The organism is Sulfitobacter sp. 1A12779, from assembly GCF_043557315.1.
In the GTDB taxonomy this organism is placed as follows: domain Bacteria; phylum Pseudomonadota; class Alphaproteobacteria; order Rhodobacterales; family Rhodobacteraceae; genus Sulfitobacter; species Sulfitobacter faviae.
Genome location: NZ_JBIFFU010000007.1, coordinates 17,532 through 40,907, shown reverse-complemented (window position 1 = coordinate 40,907; position 23,376 = coordinate 17,532). Strand labels below are relative to the sequence as shown.

General features: G+C 63.9%; 23 protein-coding genes. 15 read left to right on the top strand and 8 right to left on the bottom strand.

What is annotated here, in order from left to right; genetic code table 11:
- The first annotated feature begins 35 nt into the window (after positions 1–35).
- From hisC to ACGYLQ_RS09910, 3 genes are read left to right on the top strand one after another with little or no spacing between them, the layout of a single operon-like run.
- Entirely contained in the window at positions 36–1,118 is a 1,083-nt protein-coding gene (gene hisC, locus ACGYLQ_RS09920) for a histidinol-phosphate transaminase (protein ID WP_271693052.1), read from the top strand.
- The gene (locus ACGYLQ_RS09915) at positions 1,118–2,038 is read left to right on the top strand and encodes a prephenate/arogenate dehydrogenase family protein (RefSeq protein ID WP_394442649.1); all 921 of its coding nucleotides are present in this window, start codon (positions 1,118–1,120) and stop codon (positions 2,036–2,038) included. The genes hisC and ACGYLQ_RS09915 overlap by 1 nt, the downstream gene beginning before the upstream one ends.
- Positions 2,035–2,829, top strand: coding sequence for an extensin family protein (locus ACGYLQ_RS09910; protein WP_394442646.1), 795 nt, complete (start codon positions 2,035–2,037; stop codon positions 2,827–2,829). Before ACGYLQ_RS09915 ends, ACGYLQ_RS09910 begins: the two co-directional genes overlap by 4 nt.
- 7 nt (positions 2,830–2,836) lie before the next feature.
- On the opposite strand, the gene ACGYLQ_RS09905 is transcribed toward ACGYLQ_RS09910, so the two are convergent.
- Complete coding sequence (locus ACGYLQ_RS09905) at positions 2,837–3,844, bottom strand: DUF2125 domain-containing protein (RefSeq protein WP_394442643.1); 1,008 nt, start codon at positions 3,842–3,844, stop codon at positions 2,837–2,839.
- 66 nt (positions 3,845–3,910) lie between these two features.
- Between ACGYLQ_RS09905 and ACGYLQ_RS09900 the strand changes: the two genes are divergently transcribed.
- From ACGYLQ_RS09900 to ACGYLQ_RS09890, 3 genes are all read left to right on the top strand, one after another.
- Positions 3,911–4,441: a gamma-glutamylcyclotransferase gene (locus ACGYLQ_RS09900; protein ID WP_394442640.1), complete on the top strand. Its 531-nt coding sequence runs from the start codon at positions 3,911–3,913 to the stop codon at positions 4,439–4,441.
- 71 nt (positions 4,442–4,512) lie between these two features.
- Positions 4,513–5,712 (top strand): biopolymer transporter ExbB, encoded by a 1,200-nt coding sequence (locus tag ACGYLQ_RS09895; RefSeq protein WP_271693055.1) that lies wholly within the window; start codon positions 4,513–4,515, stop codon positions 5,710–5,712.
- Complete coding sequence (locus tag ACGYLQ_RS09890; RefSeq protein ID WP_394442637.1) at positions 5,712–7,649, top strand: peptidoglycan -binding protein; 1,938 nt, start codon at positions 5,712–5,714, stop codon at positions 7,647–7,649. The genes ACGYLQ_RS09895 and ACGYLQ_RS09890 overlap by 1 nt, the downstream gene beginning before the upstream one ends.
- A 15-nt stretch (positions 7,650–7,664) precedes the next feature.
- Here ACGYLQ_RS09890 and ACGYLQ_RS09885 read toward each other — a convergent pair whose 3' ends face one another.
- The 3 genes from ACGYLQ_RS09885 to gloB form a co-directional block, all read right to left on the bottom strand.
- A complete protein-coding gene (locus ACGYLQ_RS09885; protein WP_394442634.1) occupies positions 7,665–8,618 on the bottom strand; it encodes a M23 family metallopeptidase in 954 nt (317 codons plus the stop codon).
- Positions 8,615–10,936 carry an ATP-dependent Clp protease ATP-binding subunit ClpA gene (gene clpA, locus ACGYLQ_RS09880; protein ID WP_394442631.1) on the bottom strand — a complete coding sequence of 774 codons (2,322 nt, stop codon included), beginning with the start codon at positions 10,934–10,936 and terminating at the stop codon, positions 8,615–8,617. Before clpA ends, ACGYLQ_RS09885 begins: the two co-directional genes overlap by 4 nt.
- Before the next feature lie 175 nt (positions 10,937–11,111).
- Positions 11,112–11,879: a hydroxyacylglutathione hydrolase gene (gene gloB / locus ACGYLQ_RS09875; RefSeq protein ID WP_394442628.1), complete on the bottom strand. Its 768-nt coding sequence runs from the start codon at positions 11,877–11,879 to the stop codon at positions 11,112–11,114.
- Positions 11,880–11,942: 63 nt separating this feature from the next.
- Between gloB and ACGYLQ_RS09870 the strand changes: the two genes are divergently transcribed.
- The 7 genes from ACGYLQ_RS09870 to ACGYLQ_RS09840 all read left to right on the top strand — a co-directional run bounded on the left by ACGYLQ_RS09870 (position 11,943) and on the right by ACGYLQ_RS09840 (position 18,337).
- Entirely contained in the window at positions 11,943–12,689 is a 747-nt protein-coding gene (locus tag ACGYLQ_RS09870; protein WP_067262215.1) for a class I SAM-dependent methyltransferase, read from the top strand.
- A gap of 294 nt (positions 12,690–12,983) precedes the next feature.
- Positions 12,984–13,544 (top strand): F0F1 ATP synthase subunit delta, encoded by a 561-nt coding sequence (locus ACGYLQ_RS09865; RefSeq protein WP_067262214.1) that lies wholly within the window; start codon positions 12,984–12,986, stop codon positions 13,542–13,544.
- Positions 13,545–15,083: a F0F1 ATP synthase subunit alpha gene (atpA, locus tag ACGYLQ_RS09860; RefSeq protein WP_394442625.1), complete on the top strand. Its 1,539-nt coding sequence runs from the start codon at positions 13,545–13,547 to the stop codon at positions 15,081–15,083.
- Positions 15,084–15,098: 15 nt separating this feature from the next.
- Positions 15,099–15,980, top strand: a complete 882-nt coding sequence (locus ACGYLQ_RS09855; protein ID WP_136720392.1) for a F0F1 ATP synthase subunit gamma — start codon at positions 15,099–15,101, stop codon at positions 15,978–15,980.
- An 18-nt stretch (positions 15,981–15,998) separates the two neighbouring features.
- Positions 15,999–17,423: a F0F1 ATP synthase subunit beta gene (gene atpD, locus ACGYLQ_RS09850; RefSeq protein ID WP_209218274.1), complete on the top strand. Its 1,425-nt coding sequence runs from the start codon at positions 15,999–16,001 to the stop codon at positions 17,421–17,423.
- A gap of 12 nt (positions 17,424–17,435) precedes the next feature.
- Positions 17,436–17,876 carry a F0F1 ATP synthase subunit epsilon gene (locus ACGYLQ_RS09845; protein ID WP_067262733.1) on the top strand — a complete coding sequence of 147 codons (441 nt, stop codon included), beginning with the start codon at positions 17,436–17,438 and terminating at the stop codon, positions 17,874–17,876.
- A 110-nt stretch (positions 17,877–17,986) separates the two neighbouring features.
- Positions 17,987–18,337, top strand: a complete 351-nt coding sequence (locus tag ACGYLQ_RS09840; RefSeq protein ID WP_067262736.1) for an H-type lectin domain-containing protein — start codon at positions 17,987–17,989, stop codon at positions 18,335–18,337.
- Positions 18,338–18,412: 75 nt separating this feature from the next.
- Here ACGYLQ_RS09840 and ACGYLQ_RS09835 read toward each other — a convergent pair whose 3' ends face one another.
- Positions 18,413–19,432 (bottom strand): ribose-phosphate pyrophosphokinase, encoded by a 1,020-nt coding sequence (locus tag ACGYLQ_RS09835; RefSeq protein WP_067262737.1) that lies wholly within the window; start codon positions 19,430–19,432, stop codon positions 18,413–18,415.
- 102 nt (positions 19,433–19,534) lie between these two features.
- Between ACGYLQ_RS09835 and ACGYLQ_RS09830 the strand changes: the two genes are divergently transcribed.
- Together ACGYLQ_RS09830 and ACGYLQ_RS09825 are read left to right on the top strand one after the other, a co-directional pair.
- Positions 19,535–20,131 (top strand): 2-hydroxychromene-2-carboxylate isomerase, encoded by a 597-nt coding sequence (locus tag ACGYLQ_RS09830; protein ID WP_067262740.1) that lies wholly within the window; start codon positions 19,535–19,537, stop codon positions 20,129–20,131.
- Positions 20,128–20,925 carry an alpha/beta fold hydrolase gene (locus ACGYLQ_RS09825; RefSeq protein ID WP_394442622.1) on the top strand — a complete coding sequence of 266 codons (798 nt, stop codon included), beginning with the start codon at positions 20,128–20,130 and terminating at the stop codon, positions 20,923–20,925. Before ACGYLQ_RS09830 ends, ACGYLQ_RS09825 begins: the two co-directional genes overlap by 4 nt.
- 4 nt (positions 20,926–20,929) lie before the next feature.
- Here the strand turns inward: ACGYLQ_RS09825 and ACGYLQ_RS09820 are convergent, their stop codons facing one another.
- The 3 genes from ACGYLQ_RS09820 to ACGYLQ_RS09810 are packed head-to-tail and all read right to left on the bottom strand — an operon-like array spanning position 20,930 to position 23,363.
- Positions 20,930–21,964, bottom strand: coding sequence for a threonine aldolase family protein (locus ACGYLQ_RS09820; protein ID WP_394442620.1), 1,035 nt, complete (start codon positions 21,962–21,964; stop codon positions 20,930–20,932).
- Positions 21,964–22,434, bottom strand: a complete 471-nt coding sequence (locus ACGYLQ_RS09815) for a YcgN family cysteine cluster protein (protein ID WP_394442617.1) — start codon at positions 22,432–22,434, stop codon at positions 21,964–21,966. Before ACGYLQ_RS09815 ends, ACGYLQ_RS09820 begins: the two co-directional genes overlap by 1 nt.
- Entirely contained in the window at positions 22,431–23,363 is a 933-nt protein-coding gene (locus ACGYLQ_RS09810) for a bifunctional riboflavin kinase/FAD synthetase (protein ID WP_394442614.1), read from the bottom strand. The genes ACGYLQ_RS09815 and ACGYLQ_RS09810 overlap by 4 nt, the downstream gene beginning before the upstream one ends.
- Between the last annotated feature and the right edge of the window lie 13 nt (positions 23,364–23,376).

Genomic DNA, 23,376 nt, shown 5'->3' with positions numbered 1-23,376 from the left:
TAGAAGGGCGGCAGTAGCGTGAGGATGAGAGCGAGATGACACAGATCGCACCGCAACCGGGCATTATGGAGATCGACCTTTATCAAGGGGGTGCGGCGCATGTCGCGGGCCTTGAGAATGTGGTCAAACTCAGCTCGAACGAGAACCCGCTGGGGCCCAGCCCCGCCGCCGTCGAAGCCTATCGCCGCGCGGCCTATGACCTGCATCGCTACCCATCCTCCGACCATAGCGCCCTGCGCGCCGCCATTGCCGAGGTGCTGGACCTCGATGCCGAGCGGATCATCTGCGGCGCCGGTTCGGACGAGATCATCGCTTTCCTTTGCCAAGCCTATGCCGGACCGGGGACCGAGGTCGTGCATACCGAGCACGGCTTTGCCATGTACCGCATCTCGGCGCTGGCCGCAGGTGCGACGCCCGTTGAAGTCCCCGAGCGTGAGCGGGTGACCGATGTCGATGCCATCCTCGCCGCCTGCACCGAGGCGACGCGGCTGGTGTTCATCGCCAACCCCAACAACCCCACCGGCACGATGATCGGTCTGGCCGAGCTTGAACGGCTGGCCGAGGCGCTGCCGCCGCAAGCGCTTCTGGTGCTCGATGGGGCCTATGCCGAATATGTCGAGGGCTACGACGGGGGTGCCGCACTGGTGGACCGCCGCGACAACGTGGTGATGACGCGCACCTTCTCCAAGCTCTACGGGTTGGGCGGGCTGCGCATCGGTTGGGGCTATGGGCCAGCCCATGTGATCGACGTGCTGAACCGGGTACGCGGCCCGTTCAACCTGTCGCAGGCCGCGCTCAACGCCGCCGAGGCGGCGATGCGTGACCGCGCCTATACCGACCATTGCCGCGCCGAGAACGCCCGCTGGCGCACGTGGCTGGCCGATGCGCTGGCTGAGATCGGCGTGCCCTCAGACGTCTCGCTCGCCAATTTCGTGCTGGCCCGCTTCGCCAATCAGGCCGAGGCCGAGGCTTGCGACGACTACCTCAAGACCCAAGGGCTGATCGTGCGCCGGGTGGCGGGCTACAACCTGCCAAACTGCCTGCGCATTACCGTGGGCGACGAAAGCGCCTGCCGCCGCGTCGTCCATGCCGTGCGGCAGTTCAAGGGGGGCAACTGATGGCGCAGGTCTATAACAGGGTCGCCCTGATCGGGTTGGGGCTGATCGCCTCCTCACTTTTCTGGGCGATGAAGCGCGGCGGGCTGGCGGGCGAGGTTACCGGCTATGCCCGCAGCGACGAGACCCGCGCCACGGCGCGCGAGATCGGCCTCTGCGACCGGGTCTGTGACAGTGCCGCCGAGGCCGTCGCGGGCGCCGATCTGGTGGTGCTCTGCGTGCCGGTGGGCGTCATGGGCGCCGTGGCCGCCGAGATCGCGCCGCATTTGGCGCCGGGCGCCACGGTGACGGATGTGGGTTCGGTCAAGGCCGACGTGATCGCGCAGGTTGGGCCGCATCTGCCCGAGGGCGTGCACTTCATCCCCGGCCACCCGCTGGCGGGGACCGAGCATTCCGGCCCGCGCAGCGGCTTCGCCGAGCTCTTCGACAACCGCTGGTGCCTTCTGGTCCCAGTGGAAGGCACCGACAAGGACGCCATCGCGCGGCTGCGCGCGCTTTGGGAAGGGGCGGGTGCCAATGTGGAGGAGATGGACGCCGAGCATCACGATCTGGTGCTGGCCGTCACCTCGCACGCGCCGCACCTCATCGCTTATACGATGGTGGGCGTGGCCGACGATCTGCGCCGGGTAACCGACAGCGAGGTGATCAAGTATTCCGCCGCCGGTTTCCGCGACTTCACCCGGATCGCGGCGAGTGATCCCACGATGTGGCGCGATGTCTTCCTGACCAACAAGGACGCGACGCTGGAAATCCTTGGCCGCTTCACCGAAGAGCTTTTCGCCCTGCAACGCGCCATTCGCACCGGCGACGGCGATCATCTGCACGCCTATTTTACCCGCACCCGCGCGATCCGGCGCGGCATTATCGAGGCGGGGCAGGATACCGACGCGCCCGACTTTGGCCGGGGCGCGCCCAAGTCATGAGGGGCTGGGCTGTCCTGCCGCTGATCATGCTGGGGCAAATCGCCCTGGCTGCGGGGCCGGACAGTTCTGAGCGGCCCGTGGCGCGTCAGCAGGGGGATAGCTTGCCGGTCAGCGTCGCCCCCGGCGGCGCGATCGCCCCGCCCGAACGTGACCCCGCCGCCCGTGCCGCCGCCGAGGGCGGGCAGGGGATGAAAGCATCGCTCCGTCCCTCCCTGCGCAGTGCAAAGGTCGAACAGGCCGCCCGTGCGCGGCAGCGGATGTTGGCCAAGGGCGCGGTCTGCGGCGATCTGGCGATACAGGGCAGCCGGGTGGGCCGGGTGCCGGGCCGGATCAGCGGTTGCGGGGTTGAGAATGCAGTCAAGATACGCTCGGTCTCGGGCATCCGGCTTAGCACCGCGGCGGTGATGGATTGCACCACGGCCAAGGCGCTGAACACATGGGTGCGCCAATCGGCGGTGCCTGCTTTGGCGGGGCAGGGCGGCGGGCTGAAGGAGCTCAAGGTGGCCGCGCATTACGCCTGCCGGACGCGGAACAACCGTAAGGGCGGTAAGATCTCCGAACATGGCAAGGGCCGCGCGATCGACATTTCCGGGTTTGAACTCGCGGACGGCAGCACGATCAGCCTGCTGAAGGGCTGGCGCGCGCGGCGCAGCAGCGCGGCCTTGCGCCGGATGCACCGAGGCGCCTGCGGGCCGTTTGGCACGGTGCTGGGGCCAGAGGCGGACCGCTTTCATCAAGACCACTTTCACTTCGACACGGCGCGCTATCGCAGTGGTAGCTACTGCCGCTAAGCGGCCGTTAGGGCTGGATCAACCGCGGCGCGGGGCCAAGCGGAATTCCCGCCAGCATCATCTGACCATCCGTAAAGATCAGGTCGAGGTCCAATCCGCCCGGCGTGCCGCCCCGCGCTTCCAACAGCTGCAGCATGGTTTCGATCTGCCCGCGCATCGACGGCGGCAGAAAGCCCGCACGTTCGCCTGCGTCGAGCAGTTTGGTCCAATTGGTGACCCGCAGGCTCAGCACCCCATCGGGAATGCCCGCGGCGTCAAAGGTCAGCGCCCCCTCGGCGCCCAAAGCCACCTCGCCCCAAGCGGCGTCCACATTCTCAACCGTCAGCGCGTCGATCTGCGGCAGGGTGCCTGCCATGGCGCTGTGCCGGTCCAGCGGGCGGGCAAAGGTCACGGCCATCCGCGCCGAGAGGATCGGCTGCCCGCCGGGCTGGCCCGCGCCATCGCCCAAGACCTTGCGCAGCAAGGGGCCGGGGGTGATGCCGCCGGGCAGCAGCGCGATGTCATAATCCCGCGCCGCACTGCCCGATTGCGCGACCCGCATTCGCGGCTCTTCCGCCTTCAGCAGCAGCCCGTCGGGGCCGTCGACCTCAAGATGCGTGCTGCGAAGCTCCATCGCCTCCAGTTGAAGCGAGGTGCCGGGATGCAGTTCCAGATCGGTGCGCAAGTCGCGCATCTTTAGCGTCAGGGGTAGCGCGCCTGCGGGCAGGTCGGCCGCCGCAACGGGCGCGCGGGCGGAGAGATCACCGGGCCACCAGACCGGGGCGGAGAGATCAAGCTGCGGGGCCTCGAATGCCAGACCGCGGGCCGGGTCTGCCACGGCAAACCCGCTCAGCCGGTTTTGCAAGGACAGGGGAAAGCCCGCTTTGTCGATCTCTTTGAGCGTCACCTCCCAGCCCGCCGCGCGGCGGGTGTCGAGCAGGCGGGTCAGGGTGCTTTGCATCTGTGTCGTGGCGGCAGCCCACCACGCACCCCAAAGTGCGGCGAGCACAATCAGCAGCCAAACCAATTTCCGCATTTCGATAGCCCTTCAAATCGTGCTTCAGATGCGGTTTACCGAAGGCCAGCAGAAAGGACCAGCAGGATGACAATGTGGGTATTTGGCTATGGCAGCCTTTTGTGGAACCCCGGTTTCGAGGTAGCGGAAAGCGTGATCGCCACGCTGCCGGGCTATGCCCGATCGTTCTGCATGCGCTCGATCCATCACCGCGGCACGGTCGAACAGCCGGGGCTGGTGCTGGCGCTCGACGAATCCGTCCGCTCGGCCTGCGAAGGCATGGCGATGCGGGTGGCCGCGGGGCAGGAGGCGCAGACGTTGGAGTACCTGCGCGAGCGTGAGCTGATCTCTTCGGCCTATGTCGAGAAAAACCTCACCGTGCATCTGACCGATGGCCGCAACGTGGAGGCGGTGACATATGTGATCGACGCGGCGCACGAGCAATATTGCGGCGGCCTGCCCTTGGAAGAACAGGCGCAGATCATTGCCCGCGCCGTAGGCGGACGCGGACCAAATACCGAGTATTTGATCAACACCGCCGTGCATCTGTCCGAAGTGGGCTTGCATGACCCCGCGTTGGAGTGGTTGCATGATCGGGTGAAGGCGTTGACCTCATAAAAACTTGGCAACTCTTTGCCGTTTCAGTGTAAGCTGCGGCAAGAGCAGAACAAAGGGTCAGGAAAGGCCGCATGGCACAGCCAGACCGCAAGGCAAAACCGCAGTTTTCACAACCGGTGCGTCAGATTTCACTGATGCTGATCGCGCTTGGCCTCACGGGGGCCGGGGTCTTTCTGGCGTTGCCACGGGTGCTGCCGATCTTTGCCGCGAACCCATGGCTGAATGGGGTCATCATCTTTGTCTTCATCGTCGGTGTGCTGGCCTGTTTTTATCAGGTGATGCAGCTTATCGGCTCGGTCCGCTGGATCGAGGATTTCGCCGCTGGCAATGCCGAACCCGATGCCAAACCGCCGCAATTGCTGGCGCCTTTGGCGTCTCTTCTGCGCCAGCGTGGCGCGCGGATGCAGGTCAGCACGACCTCCACCCGGTCGATCCTCGATTCCGTCGCCTCGCGCATCGACGAAGTGCGCGAGATCACGCGCTATATCGTCAACATGTTGATTTTCCTCGGCCTTTTGGGGACATTCTACGGGCTGGCCACGACCGTTCCGGCGGTGGTCGACACGATCCGCTCCCTCGCCCCCGGTGAGGGGGAGGCGGGCGTCGATGTCTTTGGCCGTTTGATGACCGGGCTTGAGGCGCAATTGGGCGGCATGGGCGTGGCCTTTGGCTCCTCGCTTCTAGGGCTTGCAGGCTCTCTCGTCGTGGGGCTGTTGGAGCTTTTCGCAGGCCACGGGCAGAACCGTTTCTATCAAGAGTTGGAAGATTGGCTGAGTTCCATCACCCGGGTCGGGCTGACCTCGGGCGATGATGTGAGTGATCAGAACATCATGGCCAGCGTGATGGATCAGATGGTCGAACAGATGGCCGAGATGCAGCAGATGTTCACACAATCCGACGTCAGCCGCGCCATGGTCGACGACAAGCTGGGCAAGCTGGCCGATGCCGTGGACCGGATGACCACGCGGATGGAGCATGACACCACCACCAACAGCGCGCTGGAGCGGGTGGCCGATGGGCAGGACCGGTTGATTGCCACGCTCGAAGGTCAGGTCGCGGGCGAAGGGATCGACGCAGAAAGCCGGATGCGCTTGCGCTCCATCGACGTGCAGATGCTGCGTATCTTGGAAGAGATTTCTGCCGGGCGGCAGGAAACCATGGCCGAATTGCGCAAGGATATCTCTTTGCTGGCCAAGGCGCTCTCCGGGCACCGCGCCCCTGAGGCCCGCCGCCTGCGGGCCAGCGATATTCCCGGTGGCGGGGACCAGTAATGGCACTTTCCCGGCGTACAGGCGCACGGTTTCAGGGCTCAATCTGGCCGGGGTTCGTCGATGCGATGACCGGGCTCTTGCTGGTTCTGATGTTCGTGCTGACCATCTTCATGGTGGTGCAATTCGTCCTGACAGAGCGGATCAGCGGGCAGGAAAGCGAGCTTAACGAACTGGCCGGAGAGGTCGCGGCCCTTGCCCAAGCGCTTGGCGTCGAGGAACGCACCACCGCGCGGTTGGAAGCTCGGCTTGGCGCGCTGAATGCCTCACTGAACGACGCCCGCGATGAGGTGTCGCGTCAGGAGGCGGTGATCGCCGGGCTGACCTCTGAACGCGACGCGCAAGCGGCTGCCTTGCAGGCGGCGGAGGCCGAGATCACCGGCTTTGAGGCGCGGGTGGCCGCGCTCTTGGCGTCGCAGGCCGAAGATCAGGCGCGCATCGGTGACTTGGAAACCCGCGAAGCCGCGCTGTTGGATGAGCAAGAGGCGCTGAACCTCGCGCTCAGCACCGCGCGGGAGGAGATCGACGCGCAGGCGGAAACGGCCCGGCTTGCCGCCGCGAAACGCGAGGCGTTGGATGCGCTGGTGGCCGATCTGCGGGCGCAAAACGCCGAAGCCGAGGCCGAAGTCGCCGCCCTCAATGCCGAGGTGGCGGAGGCCGAAGAGGCGCTCAGCGCCGAGGAAGCCGCCCGTCTGGCCGAAGCCGCAGCGACGCAGGCGCTGCGCGACCGGCAGGAGGATGCGGATGCGGAATTGACGGCCATGACCCTTTCGCTTGAGGCGCAGCGCAAGAAGGCCGAAGAGACGCTGACCCTTTTGGCTGCTGCCCGCGCGGCGCGCAGCGATCTCGACAGTGAGCTTGCCGCAGCGCTGCTGCGGATGGAGCGGCTGGAGGAGAGCGGCGCGGGGCTGGAGGCCGAGCGCGCCGCGCTGGCCGAAGAGTTGGAAGCCGCGGAAGGCACCGAAGAGGAACTGCGCGCGCAGTTGGCGCAGGCCGAGGCGACCGAGCAGACCTTGAACGCCCGTCTGGCCGAGGCGCTGGCCCGTGTGCAGAGCCTTGAGGAAGAGGGAGAAGCGCTGAGCGGCACACAGTCGGATCTGCGCGAACGTCTGGCGCAGGCGCTGGCGGCAAAACTCGCGGCGGAGACTTTGGCCGAGGATAAGACCACCACCGCCGAACGCCGTGCCGCCCTTTTGGCGCAGGCCGAAGAGACGCTGGCCGAGGAAAAAGCCGTGAGCGCCGCCGCGCAGCGGCAGACCGAATTGCTGAACCAGCAAGTCGCGGAACTGCGCGCGCAGTTGGGGAACCTACAGGCCCTGCTCGATGACGCCGTGGCGCGGGATGCGGCGAAGTCGGTGGAACTGCAATCGCTTGGCTCCGAGTTGAACACCGCGCTGGCGCGGGTCGCGGCAGAGGAACGCCGCCGCGCCGAATTGGAGGCGGCAGAGCGCAAGCGGCTTGAGGAAGAGAGCAAGAACCTCGCCCAGTACCGCTCGGAATTCTTTGGGCGGTTGCGTGATCTGCTGGGCAATCAGGAGGGTGTGCGGATCGAAGGCGACCGTTTTGTCTTCTCCTCCGAGGTGCTTTTCGCGCCGGGCAGTGCGGTGCTGAGCCAAGACGGGCAGGGTGAGATCGCCAAGGTGGCGGGCATCCTGCGCAGCGTTGTGGACGAGATCCCGCCCGAGATTGATTGGGTGATCCGCGTCGATGGTCATACCGACAATGTACCGCTTTCCGGCTTTGGAGAGTTTGCGGACAACTGGGAACTCAGCCAAGCGCGGGCGCTGTCGGTGGTCAAATATATGGTCAATTTCCTCGGCATCGCGCCGGATCGTTTGGCCGCAAATGGCTTTGGCCAGTATCAGCCCGTGGCCGAGGGCAATACCGAAGCCGCGCGGGCGCAGAACAGGCGGATCGAGTTGAAGTTTACCGAAAAGTAGGCGGGCAGACCCGGCCTATCGCAGGGTCAGAACGCCGGTCTTTTCGTCGATCACACGGCCCTCGCGCAGCAGGGTGACCCTGCCCGTATAGCGCCCGGCTGGCCATGGCGTAGAAGCCGCGCGTTTGCCGATGGCGCGGAAGGCTTGCGCCTGCGGCTTCTCCATCACCACATCCCTTTCGATGACCGTGCCTTTTGGCCCCGCGAGGCTGAGGCGTAGCACGTCATCCTTTTGCGTGCCATAGCTGTAGCCATAGATGACCAAGGCAGGGGCCTCTTTGGGCAGGCTGTCGCGATGGGCTTCGCCCGCCTTGATCTTATCATAGCTGGGCACGCGGTCGGCAAAGCCAAGCGCAATCAGCCCGCCGGGGTGGTAGGGCGGGGTGTCTTGCCAGAGGGTTTTGCGCGGTTCGACGTCACAACCATGGCCTTCGGGGGCGAATGGATCGACGGGCTTGCCGTGATGGCGCAGCGACAGGTGAAGATGCGGAAAGGCCGCTTTGCCGGACTGGCCGACCAGCCCAAGGGCGTCGCCAACCGCCACCTCTTGCCCTTCCTGCACGCGGAGAGACCCGCGGCGGAGGTGGCAGTATTGCGTCTCCCATCCCTCGCCGAGGTCGATCACCACGCCGTTGCCGCATTCGCGCCCTTGGACCTCCGAAAGCGGCGCGCCATCTGGCATCCCGTCCCGCAGTCCTTTGACCACCCCCGCCGCTGCGGCGCGCACAGTCACGCCTGCGGCCATCGCCGCGCGGTCGGGCAGGGCGAAATCCGTGCCCTTGTGGCCGTCATAGGTCAGGCCGGAACAGCGGTAGTCCTCTGCGCCGCCGCTCGGGTCGCGGTCCATATATTGTTGGATGTGGCAGTCCTGCCCAAGGGTGCAATCCAGCGGAAAGGCCAATTGCAAATCCTCCGCCAGCGCAGGGCTGGCGGAGGAGAGGATCAGGGCCAGTGCGGCCCGATAGATCATTCCGCGGTGAGCAGCGGGGGGCGATCACCGGAAAGACGCTTGCTTTCGCTGCCCAAGACCTTGAGCGTCAACTCATCATCCTTGACGCCGACCTTGACGACACCGCCCTTGGCCAGCTTGCCAAAGAGCAGTTCCTCGGCCAGCGGCTTCTTGATGTGCTCTTGGATCACACGGCCCAAGGGACGCGCGCCCATCTTGTCGTCATAGCCCTTGGCGGCCAGCCATTCGGCGGCCTTCTTCGACAGTTCGATCGTCACGTTGCGGTCCATCAGCTGCGCTTCGAGTTGCAGCACGAACTTCTCGACCACCCGCAGGATCACCGACTTCGGCAGCGGTGCGAAGGAGATCACGGCGTCCAGACGGTTGCGGAACTCTGGCGTGAAGGTCCGCTCGATGGCGGCGGTATCCTCGCCCTCGCGGCGGTCGCGGCCAAAGCCCACAGCCGCTTTGGCCTGTTCGGAGGCACCCGCGTTGGAGGTCATGATCAGCACCACATTGCGGAAATCCACCGTGCGGCCATTGTGATCGGTCAGCTTGCCGTGGTCCATCACCTGCAACAGGATGTTGTAGACGTCCGGGTGCGCCTTCTCCATCTCGTCGAGCAGCAGCACGCAATGCGGATGCTGGTCCACGCCATCGGTGAGCATGCCGCCTTGGTCAAAACCGACATAGCCCGGAGGCGCGCCGATCAGACGGCTAACCGCGTGTTTCTCCATATATTCCGACATGTCGAAACGCAGCAGTTCCACGCCAAGGGTGTCGGCCAATTGCTTGGCGACCTCGGTCTTGCCGACGCCGGTGGGGCCGGCAAAGAGGTAGTTGCCGATGGGCTTGTCCGGCTCGCGCAGGCCCGCGCGGGACAGCTTGATCGCCGAAGACAGCGCCACGATGGCGTCGTCCTGACCAAAGACCACCCGCTTGAGCGAGCTTTCCAGATCCTTCAGCACCACCACGTCGTCTTTGGAAACATTCTTCGGCGGGATGCGGGCGATCTTGGCCACCACGGCCTCGACCTCCTTGGTGCCGATGGTCTTGCGGCGCTTGGAGGCGGCGACGAGGTGCTGGGCGGCACCGGCTTCGTCGATCACGTCGATCGCGCTATCGGGCAGCTTGCGGTCGTTGATGTAGCGATGCGCCAGTTCGACGGAAGTCTTGATCGCGTCGGAGGTGTATTTGACGCTGTGATGCTCCTCGAAATAGGGCTTGAGACCCTTAAGGATCTTGGTGGCGTCTTCGACCGAAGGCTCGCTCACGTCGATCTTCTGGAACCGGCGGCTCAGCGCGCGGTCCTTCTCGAAGTGCTGGCGGAACTCTTTATAGGTGGTGGAGCCCATGGTGCGCAGCTTGCCGCCCTGAAGCGCGGGCTTCAGCAGGTTGGAGGCATCCATCGCGCCGCCCGAAGTGGCACCGGCGCCGATCACGGTGTGGATCTCGTCGATGAAAAGCACGGCGTCCTTGTGATCCTCAAGCTCGGTCACCACGGCCTTGAGCCGCTCTTCGAAGTCACCGCGGTAGCGGGTGCCCGCCAAGAGCGCGCCCATGTCGAGCGAGTAGATCGTGGTATTGGCCAGCACCTCAGGCGTTTCACCGGCGACGATCTTGCGCGCCAGCCCTTCGGCGATGGCGGTCTTGCCGACACCCGGATCCCCCACCAGAAGCGGGTTGTTCTTGCGGCGGCGGCAGAGCACTTGAATGCAGCGCTCAACCTCGCCCTCGCGGCCGATCAGCGGGTCGATGTCGCCCTCGCGGGATTTGGCGTTGAGGTCCACGCAGTATTTCGCCAGCGCGGATTCCTTCTTGTCGCCATCGGTGACGCCTTGGGCCTCTTCCTCGGTCTCGGGCGCGCCTGTGACGGGGCGGGATTCACCATATGCCGGGTCTTTGGCGACACCATGGGCGATGAAGTTCACCGCGTCATAGCGGGTCATGTCCTGTTCTTGCAGGAAATAGGCGGCGTTGCTCTCACGCTCGGCAAAGATGGCGACCAGCACGTTGGCGCCCGTCACCTCGGTCCGACCCGAGGATTGCACGTGGATCGCGGCGCGTTGGATTACGCGCTGGAAAGCCGCCGTTGGCACCGCTTCGGAACCGTCGATGTCGGTGATCAGATTGCTGAGATCATCGTCGACGAATTCCACCAGCGTATCGCGCAGGTCAGAGACATCGACAGAACAGGCTTTCATGACCTGCACGGCATCGGGTTCATCGAGCAAGGCCAGCAACAGATGTTCAAGCGTTGCGAATTCGTGGCGGCGGGCATTGGCCAGCGCGAGGGCCGCGTGGATTGCCTGCTCAAGTGTAGTCGAGAATGAAGGCACGGGCGTGCTCCTTTTCGATCGGGGTCGGTGAGGTGCTGAGATGTCTCAGGCCCCGGTCCGACCATGGCCTCATAGTATTAGAGTTTGGTTGATCATCGCCCATCTTCAAGAAGATTCTGGTCCGAATCGGTCACATTTGCCGTGAGCGAGGACTTTGAGCCATGATTGCAGGCGCTCAGAACTGGTCTTTTCGCCTGCGGATTTCGGTGAACACTTCTGTGTCGGTGGCGTCTGGCATCCCCAAGGTCGCGCGGATGGCCGGGTCGGCGGGGCGCAGGAAGGGATTGGTTTCTAGTTCCAGTGAAAGCGACGAGGGGACGGTCGGCTGCCCCTTGGCACGGGCGCTGTCGATGTCCTTGGCCCTTGATATAAGGGCGGGATTGTCCGGATCAACGGTCAGGGCGAATTTTGCGTTGGCGGCGGTGTATTCGTGGCCCGAGCAGATCGTCGTGTCACGGGGCAGGGCGGCCAGCTTTTGCAGGCTTTCCCACATCTGCGCGGGCGTGCCCTCGAACAGGCGGCCGCAGCCGAGCGCCATGAGGCTGTCGGCGGTAAAGGCCGCTTTGGCCTTGGGCACATGGAAGGCGATATGGCCGACGGTGTGGCCCGACACATCGAGCACTTGGGCCGCAAGCGCGCCCAGCTTAACGCTGTCGCCCTCGGCCACCGCGCGGTCGAGCGGGGGCAGGCGGTGGGCATCATCTTTGGCGCCGATCACCTCGGCGGGGAAGCGGGTGAGCAGTTCGGCCAGGCCTTGAACGTGGTCGGGGTGGTGGTGGGTCAGCCAGACTTGGCTCAGCGTCCAGCCGCGGCGGTCAAGCTCTGCCATGATCGGCGCGGCCTCGGGCGCGTCGATCAGCGCCACCGCGCCGCTGTCATGGTCACGCAGCAGAAAGGCGTAGTTGTCCGACAGACAGGGAATCGTGACCAGATCAAAGGCCATGGCGTCTTACCTCGCTGTGTTGTTATGGTCCGGTAAGAGTGACACTCACCAAGGCGGGCTGCAATGCATCTTGATGTACAGGATCTGCGCAATTTCTATTATCGCAGCGCGTTGGGACGTGCGGCGCAGAAATCCCTGCGCGGGCGGTTATTGGAGCTTTGGCCCGAAGCGAAGGGCCAGACCGTCGTCGGCTTTGGCTTTGCCGCGCCCCTGCTGCGCCCCTATCTGGCGGATGCGCGGCGGGTGATGGTCTTGATGCCCGGCCCGCAGGGGGTGATGCCTTGGCCGGCGGGGATGCCCAACACCTCGGTCCTGACGGAAGAGACGCTTTGGCCGGTCGAGACAGGGGCGGTGGATAAGCTGGTGCTGATGCATGGGCTCGAAACTTCTGAGCGGCCCAGTGAACTGCTTGACGAATGCTGGCGCGTGCTGGGGCCGGGGGGCAAGGCGCTGTTCATCGTGCCAAGCCGCGCGGGCATGTGGGCGCGGCGCGACCGCACGCCTTTCGGATATGGGCGGCCCTATTCGCCGGGGCAGCTAGAGACGCAGTTGCGCAAACATCAGTTCCTGCCCGAACGGCACCTTGGCGCGCTGTATCAGTTCCCGTCGCAGCAGCGAATCTGGATGAAATCGGCGCCTTTGTTCGAGAAAATCGGGCGTCAGATGCCGACGATGATGGGCGGCGGCGCGATCTTGGTGGAGGCCACGAAACTGGTTTACCCGCCACGGGGCCGCCCGCAACGCAGCACCGCAAGGCGCGCCATCGGGGTGTTGGAGGGGATGGCAGAGCCGCAGGCCAAACCGGTCTAAACGCCTCAGCGCCTTGTAGACTTAGCGCATGCAGCGGGCGAGCGGGCTGGATTCGTGGGCGCGCTCCAGCGGTGAGTGGGGTGACATTTTTCTGCGGCAAAGAGCCGCGATAGGCCGCAGCCCTTGCAATATTGCAGCACGCCGCGACATTACCTGCCTATACTGTGTTGCCGGGCGTGAACCTGTCTGCTACATCGCCCCTGATTTAGACGTCTTGGGTAACTTCAAGCCGCGCCAACTGCTGGTGACGCGACATCTTCGCATATCCGGCGCTTATTGAACGAGAGGATGGACGTGTCCGAACCTGCTTCCATTTCCACCGGTATCGCGGAACGTTATGCGACAGCCGTGTACGATCTGGCCCGCGAGGCCAATCAGGTCGATGCCATCGAGGGCGATCTTACCGCGCTTGAAGCGGCATTGAACGACAGCGACGATTTTCGCCGCCTGACCACTTCGCCGCTCTACACCCGCGAAGAGCAGGAACAGGCGATCAAGGTGCTGGCCGAAAAGATGGGCCTGACCAAGACCATGGCGAACACGCTGCAACTGATGGCGCAAAAGCGCCGCCTGTTCGCGCTGCCCGCGCTGGTTAAAGCGCTGCGCGAGACCATTGCCGAAGCCAAAGGCGAAATCACTGCCGAGGTCACAACGGCCAAAGCACTGACGAAGACACAGTCGGACAAGCTGGCGAAATCGCTGACCGCTTCCACCGGCAAAAAAGTATCACTTCATGCGACCGTTGATGAAAGCCTCATCGGCGGTCTTGTCGTCAAAGTGGGCTCGAAGATGATCGACACCTCGATCCGCTCCAAGCTCAATTCCCTCCAGAATGTAATGAAAGAGGTCGGATAAATGGGTATCCAAGCAGCAGAGATTTCTGCGATCCTGAAGGACCAGATCAAGGATTTCGGTCAGGAAACCGAAGTGGCCGAAGTGGGTCGCGTTCTCTCCGTCGGTGACGGTATCGCCCGCGTCTATGGTCTGGACAACGTTCAGGCCGGTGAAATGGTCGAATTCCCCGGCGGCATTCAGGGCATGGCCCTGAACCTCGAAGCCGACAACGTGGGTGTCGTTATCTTCGGCTCCGACCGCGACATTACCGAAGGCGACACCGTCAAGCGCACCAACTCCATCGTGGACGTGCCAATCGGTGACGAACTGCTGGGCCGCGTTGTTGACGGTCTGGGCAACCCCATTGACGGCAAAGGCCCCATCGGCGCCACCAAGCGCGGCATCGCCGACGTGAAGGCACCGGGCATCATCCCGCGTAAATCCGTGCACGAGCCGATGGCCACTGGCCTCAAGTCCGTCGACGCGATGATCCCGATTGGCCGTGGCCAGCGTGAGCTGATCATTGGCGACCGTCAGACCGGCAAGACTGCCGTCGCGCTCGACGCGATGCTGAACCAAGCTCAGGTCAACGAAGCCGCTGGCGACGACGAGAGCAAGAAGATGTACTGCGTCTACGTCGCGATCGGCCAGAAGCGCTCGACCGTGGCGCAGCTGGTGAAAAAGCTCGAAGAGACCGGCGCCATCGACTACTCCATCGTCGTGGCTGCGACCGCGTCCGAGCCCGCGCCGATGCAGTTCCTCGCACCCTATGCCGCCACCGCGATGGCCGAGCATTTCCGCGACAATGGCCGCCACGCGCTGATCATCTACGATGACCTCTCCAAGCAGGCCGTGTCCTACCGTCAGATGTCCCTGCTGCTGCGCCGCCCGCCCGGCCGCGAAGCCTACCCGGGCGACGTTTTCTACCTCCACTCCCGCCTGCTCGAGCGTTCGGCGAAGCTGGGTGATGAAGCTGGCAACGGCTCTCTGACCGCGCTGCCGATCATTGAGACCCAAGGTGGCGACGTGTCCGCGTTTATTCCGACCAACGTGATCTCGATCACCGACGGTCAGATCTTCCTTGAGACCGAATTGTTCTACCAGGGCATCCGCCCCGCCGTGAACACCGGTCTGTCGGTTTCCCGCGTTGGCTCCTCGGCCCAGACCAAGGCGATGTCCTCGGTGGCCGGTCCGGTGAAACTGTCGCTGGCCCAGTACCGCGAGATGGCGGCCTTCGCCCAGTTCGGCTCCGACCTCGACGCCGCGACCCAGCAGCTGCTGAACCGTGGTGCGCGTCTGACCGAACTGATGAAGCAGCCCCAGTACGCGCCGCTGACCAACTCCGAAATCGTCTGCGTGATCTACGCCGGTACCCACGGCTATCTCGACAAGGTGGGCATCACGGACGTTGGCCGTTTCGAAGCGGGTCTGCTGGCGCATCTGCGCAGCAAGCATGACGACCTTCTCAAGGACATCACCAACAACGACCGCAAGGTCAAAGGCGAGTTGGAAGAGAAGATCAAAGCCGCCATCGACGGTTTCGCCGCCGACTTCGCTTAAACGGGAGATAAGGCAATGCCAAATCTCAAGGACCTGAAGAACAGGATCTCGTCGGTCAAATCGACCCGCAAGATCACCAAGGCCATGCAAATGGTTGCCGCGGCGAAACTTCGCCGCGCGCAGGAGGCTGCCGAGGCTTCGCGTCCCTATTCTGAGCGGTTCAATGCCGTGATGGCAGGGCTCGCGGCCAGCGTCGGCGGTTCCGACAGCGCGCCCAAGCTGCTCAGCGGCACGGGTGAAGACAAGGTGCATCTGCTGGTGGTCATGACCGCCGAACGCGGGCTGTGCGGCGGCTTCAACAGCAACATCGCGAAGAAGGCCAAGGCCCATGCGCGCGATCTGCTGGCCCAGGGCAAGGAGGTGAAAATCCTCACCGTTGGTAAGAAAGGCCGCGACGCGCTGCGCCGCGATCTGGGCGATCATCTGGTGGGCCATGTTGACCTCAGCGAAGTCAAAAAGATCGGCTACGGCGACGCGCAGAACATCGCGCAGGACGTGCTGAACCGCTTTGATGCGGGCGAATTTGACGTGGCGACGATCTTCTACGCGAAGTTCGTCAACGTGGTCATGCAGACGCCGACGGCGCAGCAGATCATCCCCGCCAAATTCGACGGCGAAGAAGGCGACGACAGCGCAGCGTCCACATTGTTCGACTATGAACCCAGCGAAGAGGCGGTCTTGGCCGACCTTCTGCCGCGCGGGGTCGCCACGGCGATCTTCTCGGCTCTGCTGGAGAACGGTGCATCCGAACAGGGTGCCCGGATGTCGGCAATGGACAACGCCACACGCAACGCGGGTGAGATGATCGACAAGCTGACCATCGAGTACAACCGCTCGCGTCAGGCTGTCATCACCAACGAGCTGATCGAAATCATTTCCGGCGCGGAAGCGCTGTAAGCAAATCGGAGACACGACATGGCAAAAGCTGTCGGTAAAATTACACAGGTCATCGGCGCTGTCGTTGACGTTCAATTCGAGGGCGACCTGCCCGAGATTCTCAACGCGCTCCACACCGAGAACCAAGGCAAGACGCTGGTTCTCGAAGTGGCGCAGCACCTTGGCGAAAACACCGTGCGTGCCATTGCGATGGACGCCACCGAAGGTCTGGTCCGCGGTCAAGACGTGACTGACACCGGCGACCAGATCCGCGTGCCCGTCGGCAACGCGACCCTGGGCCGCATCATGAACGTCACCGGCGAAGCCGTGGACGAGCAGGGCCCGGTCAACGCGGACAACTCCCGCGCCATTCACGGCGAAGCGCCCGAATTCGCGGCCCAGTCGACCGAGACCGAGATCCTCGTCACCGGCATCAAGGTCATCGACCTGCTGGCCCCCTACACCAAGGGTGGTAAAATTGGCCTCTTCGGCGGTGCCGGCGTGGGCAAGACCGTTCTCATCATGGAACTGATCAACAACATCGCCAAAGTGCACTCGGGCCTCTCCGTGTTCGCGGGCGTTGGTGAGCGGACCCGTGAGGGCAACGACCTCTACCACGAGATGATCGAATCCGGCGTTATCGTTCCCGACAACCTCGTGGACTCGAAAATTGCGCTGGTCTACGGCCAGATGAACGAGCCTCCGGGCGCGCGTATGCGGATCGCCCTGACCGGCCTGACACTGGCCGAGCAGTTCCGCGACGAATCCGGTTCCGACGTTCTGTTCTTCGTCGACAACATCTTCCGCTTCACGCAGGCCGGTTCCGAAGTGTCCGCCCTTCTGGGCCGCATTCCTTCCGCTGTGGGCTACCAGCCGACACTGGCGACCGACATGGGCGTCATGCAGGAGCGTATTGCTTCGACCAAGAACGGCTCGATCACCTCGGTTCAGGCCGTCTACGTTCCCGCGGACGACCTTACCGACCCCGCGCCGGCGACCTCCTTTGCGCACCTCGACGCGACAACGGTTCTTGACCGTTCGATCTCGGAAAAGGGCATCTACCCTGCGGTTGACCCGCTCGGCTCCACCTCGCGTCTGCTTGACCCGCTGATCATCGGCGACGAGCACTACAAGGTGGCGACGGACGTGCAGCAGGTGCTGCAGCGCTACAAGTCGCTTCAGGACATCATCGCCATTCTCGGCATGGACGAGTTGAGCGAAGAGGACAAGCTGACCGTGGCCCGCGCCCGTAAGATCGAGCGTTTCCTCAGCCAGCCCTTCGACGTGGCGAAAGTCTTCACTGGCTCCGACGGCGTTCAGGTGCCGCTGGAAGAAACCATCGCGTCCTTCAAGGCCGTGGTTGCCGGTGAGTATGACCACCTGCCCGAAGGTGCCTTCTACATGGTTGGCGGCATCGACGAAGTGAAGGCGAAAGCCGAGAAAATGGCGGCAGACGCCGCTTAAGGAGCGCTGACAATGGCAGACACAATGCAATTCGACCTCGTTTCGCCGGAACGGCGGCTGGCATCGATGCAGGTGACGGCCGTGCAGATTCCGGGCACCGAGGGTGACATGACGGCCATGGCCGATCATGCGCCCACCATCACCACCCTGCGTCCGGGCCTTCTGCGCGTGGAAGGGCCGGAGGGCACGACCGAATACGTCGTGACCGGCGGCTTCGCCGAAATCGGCGGTCAGGGCGGCGTGTCTGTGCTGGCGGAACGTGCCGTGGCGCGGGCCGACATGACGCAGGAGCAGATGGACAGCATGGTGGCAGAGGCGCATGCCGTCTACACCCGCGCCAAGGACAACTGGGAGAATGAGCCCGGTCCCGTGGATGACGCCGCCAAGCTGCTCTCCGATATGGTTGCCGTTGGTGATCACATCGGGTTGTCAAGCAAGCAGCCCAACCTGTAATGCGTTGAAAATTCGTGAAAAGCCCCGCTTCGGCGGGGCTTTTTGCTTTTCTGCCTCTCCCTGCTGCGGCATCATTGTGCAGTGATCAAAAAAGCGGGCAGGCTAGGGATATGAAACGACTGCGCAGCCATACCATCGGCGTGGACAACGGCGATGTCATGCTGTTTTCCGAGTTCGAAGACGGCGGTTCGATGTGGACGGGCCATGGCCAGCGTGAACGCCGCCGCCGGATCAATTTTTCCGAACCCTTCCGAGAGCCGCCACATGTTCAGGTCACGATGTCGCTTTGGGACATTGATGCTAGCACCGTTACCCGCGCCGACATCTGCGCCGAGGCGGTGACCGAGGCGGGCTTTGACATGGTGTTCCGCACATGGGGAGACACCCGCGTCGCACGGGCGCGGCTGGCTTGGACGGCGATCGGATCACTGGGGGAGGAGGATGACTGGGTCATCGGCTAGGTCCGTCGCTCTGGGGGAGGGGCCTAGAAGGCGTGGGCGGCCCGTTGGGGCCGGCCCTAGATCACAGCACGCGGCTTAGCTCGCGGCATACATCCCGTCATAGATCGGGCCCAGCGTTTCCGCCTCGAACAGCGAGGAGACGGAGGTGCCGTTCCAGATGTTCAGGATCGCTTGGGCAAACATCGGCGCGGTGGGCACGATGCGGATATTCGGCGCTTTCTTGACCGCGGGGGTCGGCGCGATGCTGTCGGTGATGACCAGCGATTTCATGACCGAATTGGCTACACGTTCGACCGCCGGGCCGGACATGACGCCGTGCGTGATGTAGGAGTGCACTTCCTTGGCGCCGTTCTCCAACAGCACTTCGGCGGCTTTGCAGAGCGTGCCCGCGGTGTCGCAGATGTCGTCCACGATCAGGCAGGTCTTGCCCTTCACATCGCCGATCACGGTCATCTCGGCCACTTCGCCCGCTTTCTCGCGCCGTTTGTCGACGATCGACAGGGGGGAGTTGATCCGCTTGGCCAGTTCACGCGCGCGGGCCACGCCGCCAACGTCGGGGCTGACGACCATCAGCTCATCCATACGGTCTTTGAAAGCGTCCTTGATATCCAGCGCAAAGATCGGGGAGGCGTAGAGGTTGTCGACCGGAATGTCGAAGAAACCTTGGATCTGCGCGGCGTGCAGGTCCATGGTCAGGATCCGCTCGATCCCGCTGCCGGTCAGCATGTTGGCGACCATCTTGGCGGTGATCGGCGTACGCGCCTTGGTGCGGCGGTCCTGACGGGCGTAGCCGAAATAGGGCAGCACGGCAGTGACCCGCGCGGCCGAGGACCGGCGCAGCGCATCGGCCATGATCATCAGTTCCATCAGGTTGTCGTTCGCGGGGTTCGACGTGGGCTGGATGATGAACATATCCTCGCCGCGCACGTTCTCATAAACCTCGACGAAAATCTCGCCGTCGTTGAACCGCTCGACCCGTGCATCGACAAGGCCGACATTGACGCCGCGATGCAGCGACATGCGCCGCGCGATGGCCTTGGCAAGCGGCATATTGGCATTGCCTGAGATCAGTTTAGGTTCTGAAGTGCGTGGCATAGGGGCTCCGGGGCAGCGGTAGGTTGCAGATTCGTGACGTTGACACCGCTTAGCATGCGCTTACGGTCGGGCAAAGCTGCACCGCCCCCGAAGGAGAGCCAAATGGCCCGGATCGACTATTTTTTCGCAACGCTGTCACCCTATTGCTACCTCGCCGGGAATCGGCTTGAGGCGATTGCTGAAAAGCACGGGGCCGAGATCGTTTACAAACCTTTCGACATCGTGGCGGCGTTCCCGCGCACCGGCGGGCTGCCCCCGGCAGAGCGTCACCCCAGCCGGAATGAATACCGCGCTCAAGACCTGCCGCGGCAGGCGCGCAAGCTGGGCCTGCCGTTCAACCTTAAGCCGGCGCATTGGCCGACGAATGGCGCGCCTGCGGCCTATGCGGTGATCGCGGCGCAGAACGCGGGCGGGGGCGATTTGGGCAAGCTGACCCATGCCATCACCCGCGCCGTCTGGGCCGAGGAAAAGGACATCGGCCATGACGATGTGGTCCGCGCCTGTCTGAGCGAGGCGGGGTTCGATCCCGCGTTGGCTGACAGCGGGTTGTTGCAGGGGGCCGAGACCTATGCCGCGAACCTTGAAGAGGCCGTCGCGCAGGGTGTCTTTGGCGCGCCGTTCTATATCGTCGGCGATCAGAAGTTTTGGGGGCAGGACCGTTTGGAAGACCTCGATCTGCACCTCGGGGGCAAGCTGTGATTCCAGAGATTAACGCGCGCCGTTTTGGTCACGGCCCGCGCCCGGCCTTGGCGATCCATTGCTCGCTGGCGCATTCCGGCGCGTGGCGGGGCGTTGGCGCGGCCCTGTCGGATGAACTGACCCTGCGTGCTTTCGACCTGCCGATGCACGGGCAGTCGGGCGATTGGGACGGGCAGGGGAATATCCACGACGTGGCGACCGAGATGGCGCTGAGCCTGCTCGAAGCGCCGATGGACCTGATCGGCCATTCCTTTGGCGCAACCGTGGCGATGCGGTTGGCGATTGAACATCCCGAACTGGTGCGCAGCATCACACTGATCGAGCCGGTCTATTTCGCCGCCGCCAAACAGGATGACCCCGAGGCGATGGCCGAATACAACGAGCAGAACGCGGCCTTTGAGGCGGCTTTAGCCGAGGGCGACGCGGAAACTGCCGCGCGGCTGTTCAACCGCGTTTGGGGCGATGGCACGAAATGGGATCAAATCCCCGAGCCGACCCGCGCCTATATGGTCGATCGCATCGGCTTCATCCCCGCCTCTTCGCCCTTCTTGGGGGAGGACAGCGCCGGCTTGCTGGCACCGGGCATGTTCGACCGTGCGTCGATGCCCGCGCTTTTGGTCGAAGGCAGCGCCTCTCCCAAAGCGGCCCATGCGATCAATGCGTCACTGATGCGCCGCTTGCCGGACGCGCGGCGCGTCTCGGTCGAGGGGGCAGGGCATATGGTGCCCATCACCCATGCCGCCGAGGTCGCCGAAGCGATCCGTGATTTCCTGAACGACGTGCCGCTGGCGTGAACGTTTAGAAGTGGCTTAGGAACTGGTCGATCTGCTCACGGCTGATCGACCAGTCGCAGACCATCCGCGCCGCGACCATCTCGTCATCGTCGCCGTCGAGTGTGCCGTCCCACAGATAATAGCGCGCGCCTGCTTCATGCAGCTTGCGGTGGATGGCGCGGGGGAAGCGGGCGAAGATCATGTTCGCCGCAGGCACATGCAGGAATTCCGCCCCCGCCGCGCGCAGCCCTTGGGCAAGATGGGCGGCATTGGCGTTGGCCGCCTTGGCTGTTTCCAACCATGTGCCATCTGCAAGGTAGCCCGCCATCTGGGCCGAGAGATACCGATGTTTGGAGAAGAGATGCGCCCCGCGCTTGCGGCGCAATTCGAACTCCCACGCCTTCTTGGGGTCGAAGAAGACCACGGCTTCGACACCCATGCAGCCGTTCTTGGTGCCGCCAAAGCTCACCACATCGACGCCCGATTTCCACGTCATCTCAGCCGGGGTGCAGCCCAAGGCCACCAGCGCATTGGCAAAGCGCGCGCCGTCCATATGGACGGGCAGGTCGTATTCCTTGGCCACCGCGGTCAGCGCGCGCAATTCTTCAAGGCTGTGCACCCCGCCGCGTTCCGTGACTTGCGTGATCGACACTGGGCCGCGTTGGGGCGTGTGCACATCGCCCGCCACCCGCGCGACGATGGCGCGGCGCAGGGCCTCGGGGGTCATCTTGTCTTCGGTCTCCACCAGCGTCAGCTTGGCCGCGCCTGCGTAGAACTCGGGCGCGTTGCACTCATCCTCTTCGATATGCGCGACCTTGGAACAGAAGATCGTCTGCCACGGCTGGGTGTAGCAGGCCAGCGCCAGCGCATTGGCCGCGGTGCCGGTGGCAACGAGGTAGACCTCGGCCTCTGGCGCCTCGAACTGCTGCCTGATTTCGTCGCGGACCTCATCCATGATCGGGTCTTTGCCGTAGGGCATCGCGTAATCGGTATTGGCGGCGATCATGCGCTCCATCACCTTGGGGTGGACAGGACCGGCGTTGTCAGAGGCGAAAAACATCAGGTGGGCTCCTCGATAATATGGTCTTCCCATTCTTCGAACGGGGTATCAAATTCGGACACGGTATCAAATTGCACGCTGACCCCGGCGTCATGCACGCTGTCCGGCGTGCCGGTCTTGAGCGGGTGCCACTCGGGCAGGGGCTTGCCCTGCCAGAGCAGGCGGTAAGCGCAGGTCTGGGGCATCCAATAGGCGTGGGTATCAAGGTTGTCGGGGCGCAGCACGATGCAATCGGGCACGAATTCATGCCGGTTCTCGTAATGCACGCAGCGGCAGCTGCTGTCGTCGAGCAGGCGACAGGCGACACGGGTCAGGGCCACTTCGCCGCTGTCTTCGTCTTCGAGCTTGTTGAGGCAGCATTTGCCGCAACCGTCGCAGAGCGCTTCCCATTCGGTCTGGGACATCTCCGTCAGGGGTTTCTTCTCCCAGAACTTCGGGGTCAGGCCCTTGCGGGGGATCGGATCGCTCATAACGCCGCCAGAATGGTCCGGGCGCGGTCGCAGTCCTGCCCCATCTGGGTGATCAGCGCATCGAGGCTGTCAAACTTCTCTTCGCCGCGCAGATGTTCGACCAACCCGACCGAGAGCGGCGCGCCATAAAGGTCGCCTTTGAAGTCAAAGACATAGGTCTCAATATTGGCTTTGTTCTCACCGAACATCGGGCGGGTGCCGATGCTGGCCGCACCGTGATAGCTGCCCTTATGCGGCCCCTCCAGCACGTCAACCAGCACGGCATAGACGCCAAAGGCGGGCGGATGCAGACCGTCGATGGACATATTCGCGGTGGGAAAGCCCAGCTCGCGGCCACGTTGCTCGCCCGAGATCACCGGCCCGTCGATGCGGTGCCAATGGCCCAGCATGGCGGCGGCCTCACGCGGCGCGCCGCGGGTCAGTGCTTCGCGGATGGCGGTCGACGACACGGTCAGCTCATCGCGAGCCATCAGCGGGGCGATGGTGACGCCAAAGCCATATTGCGCGCCGAAGCGGACCAGATCTTCGGCGGTGCCCGCGCGGCCCTTGCCGAAACAGAAGTCAGCGCCGACGACCACATGGGCCAGCCCCAGCCCTTCGTGCAGCACGTCGCGGGCAAAGGCCTCGGGCGAGAGACCGGCAAGCGTGCTGTTGAACGCCAGTTCATAAAGCCGTTTGACGCCGATCTTTTCCAGCCGATGCGCGCGGGCCTCGCGGCCCATCAGGCGAAAGGGCGGGGCGTCGGGGGCGAAATATTCGCGGGGATGCGGCTCAAAGGTGACGACGCCGAGCGGCGCGTCGGGCGCCGCCTGCTGCGCCAGTTCGATCACCGACCGGTGGCCAAGGTGGACGCCATCGAAATTGCCGATCGCGGCGGTGGCACCGCGATCTGGCAGGTCGACGAATTGATAATCTCGGATGATCCGCATGCGCCTTGCCTAG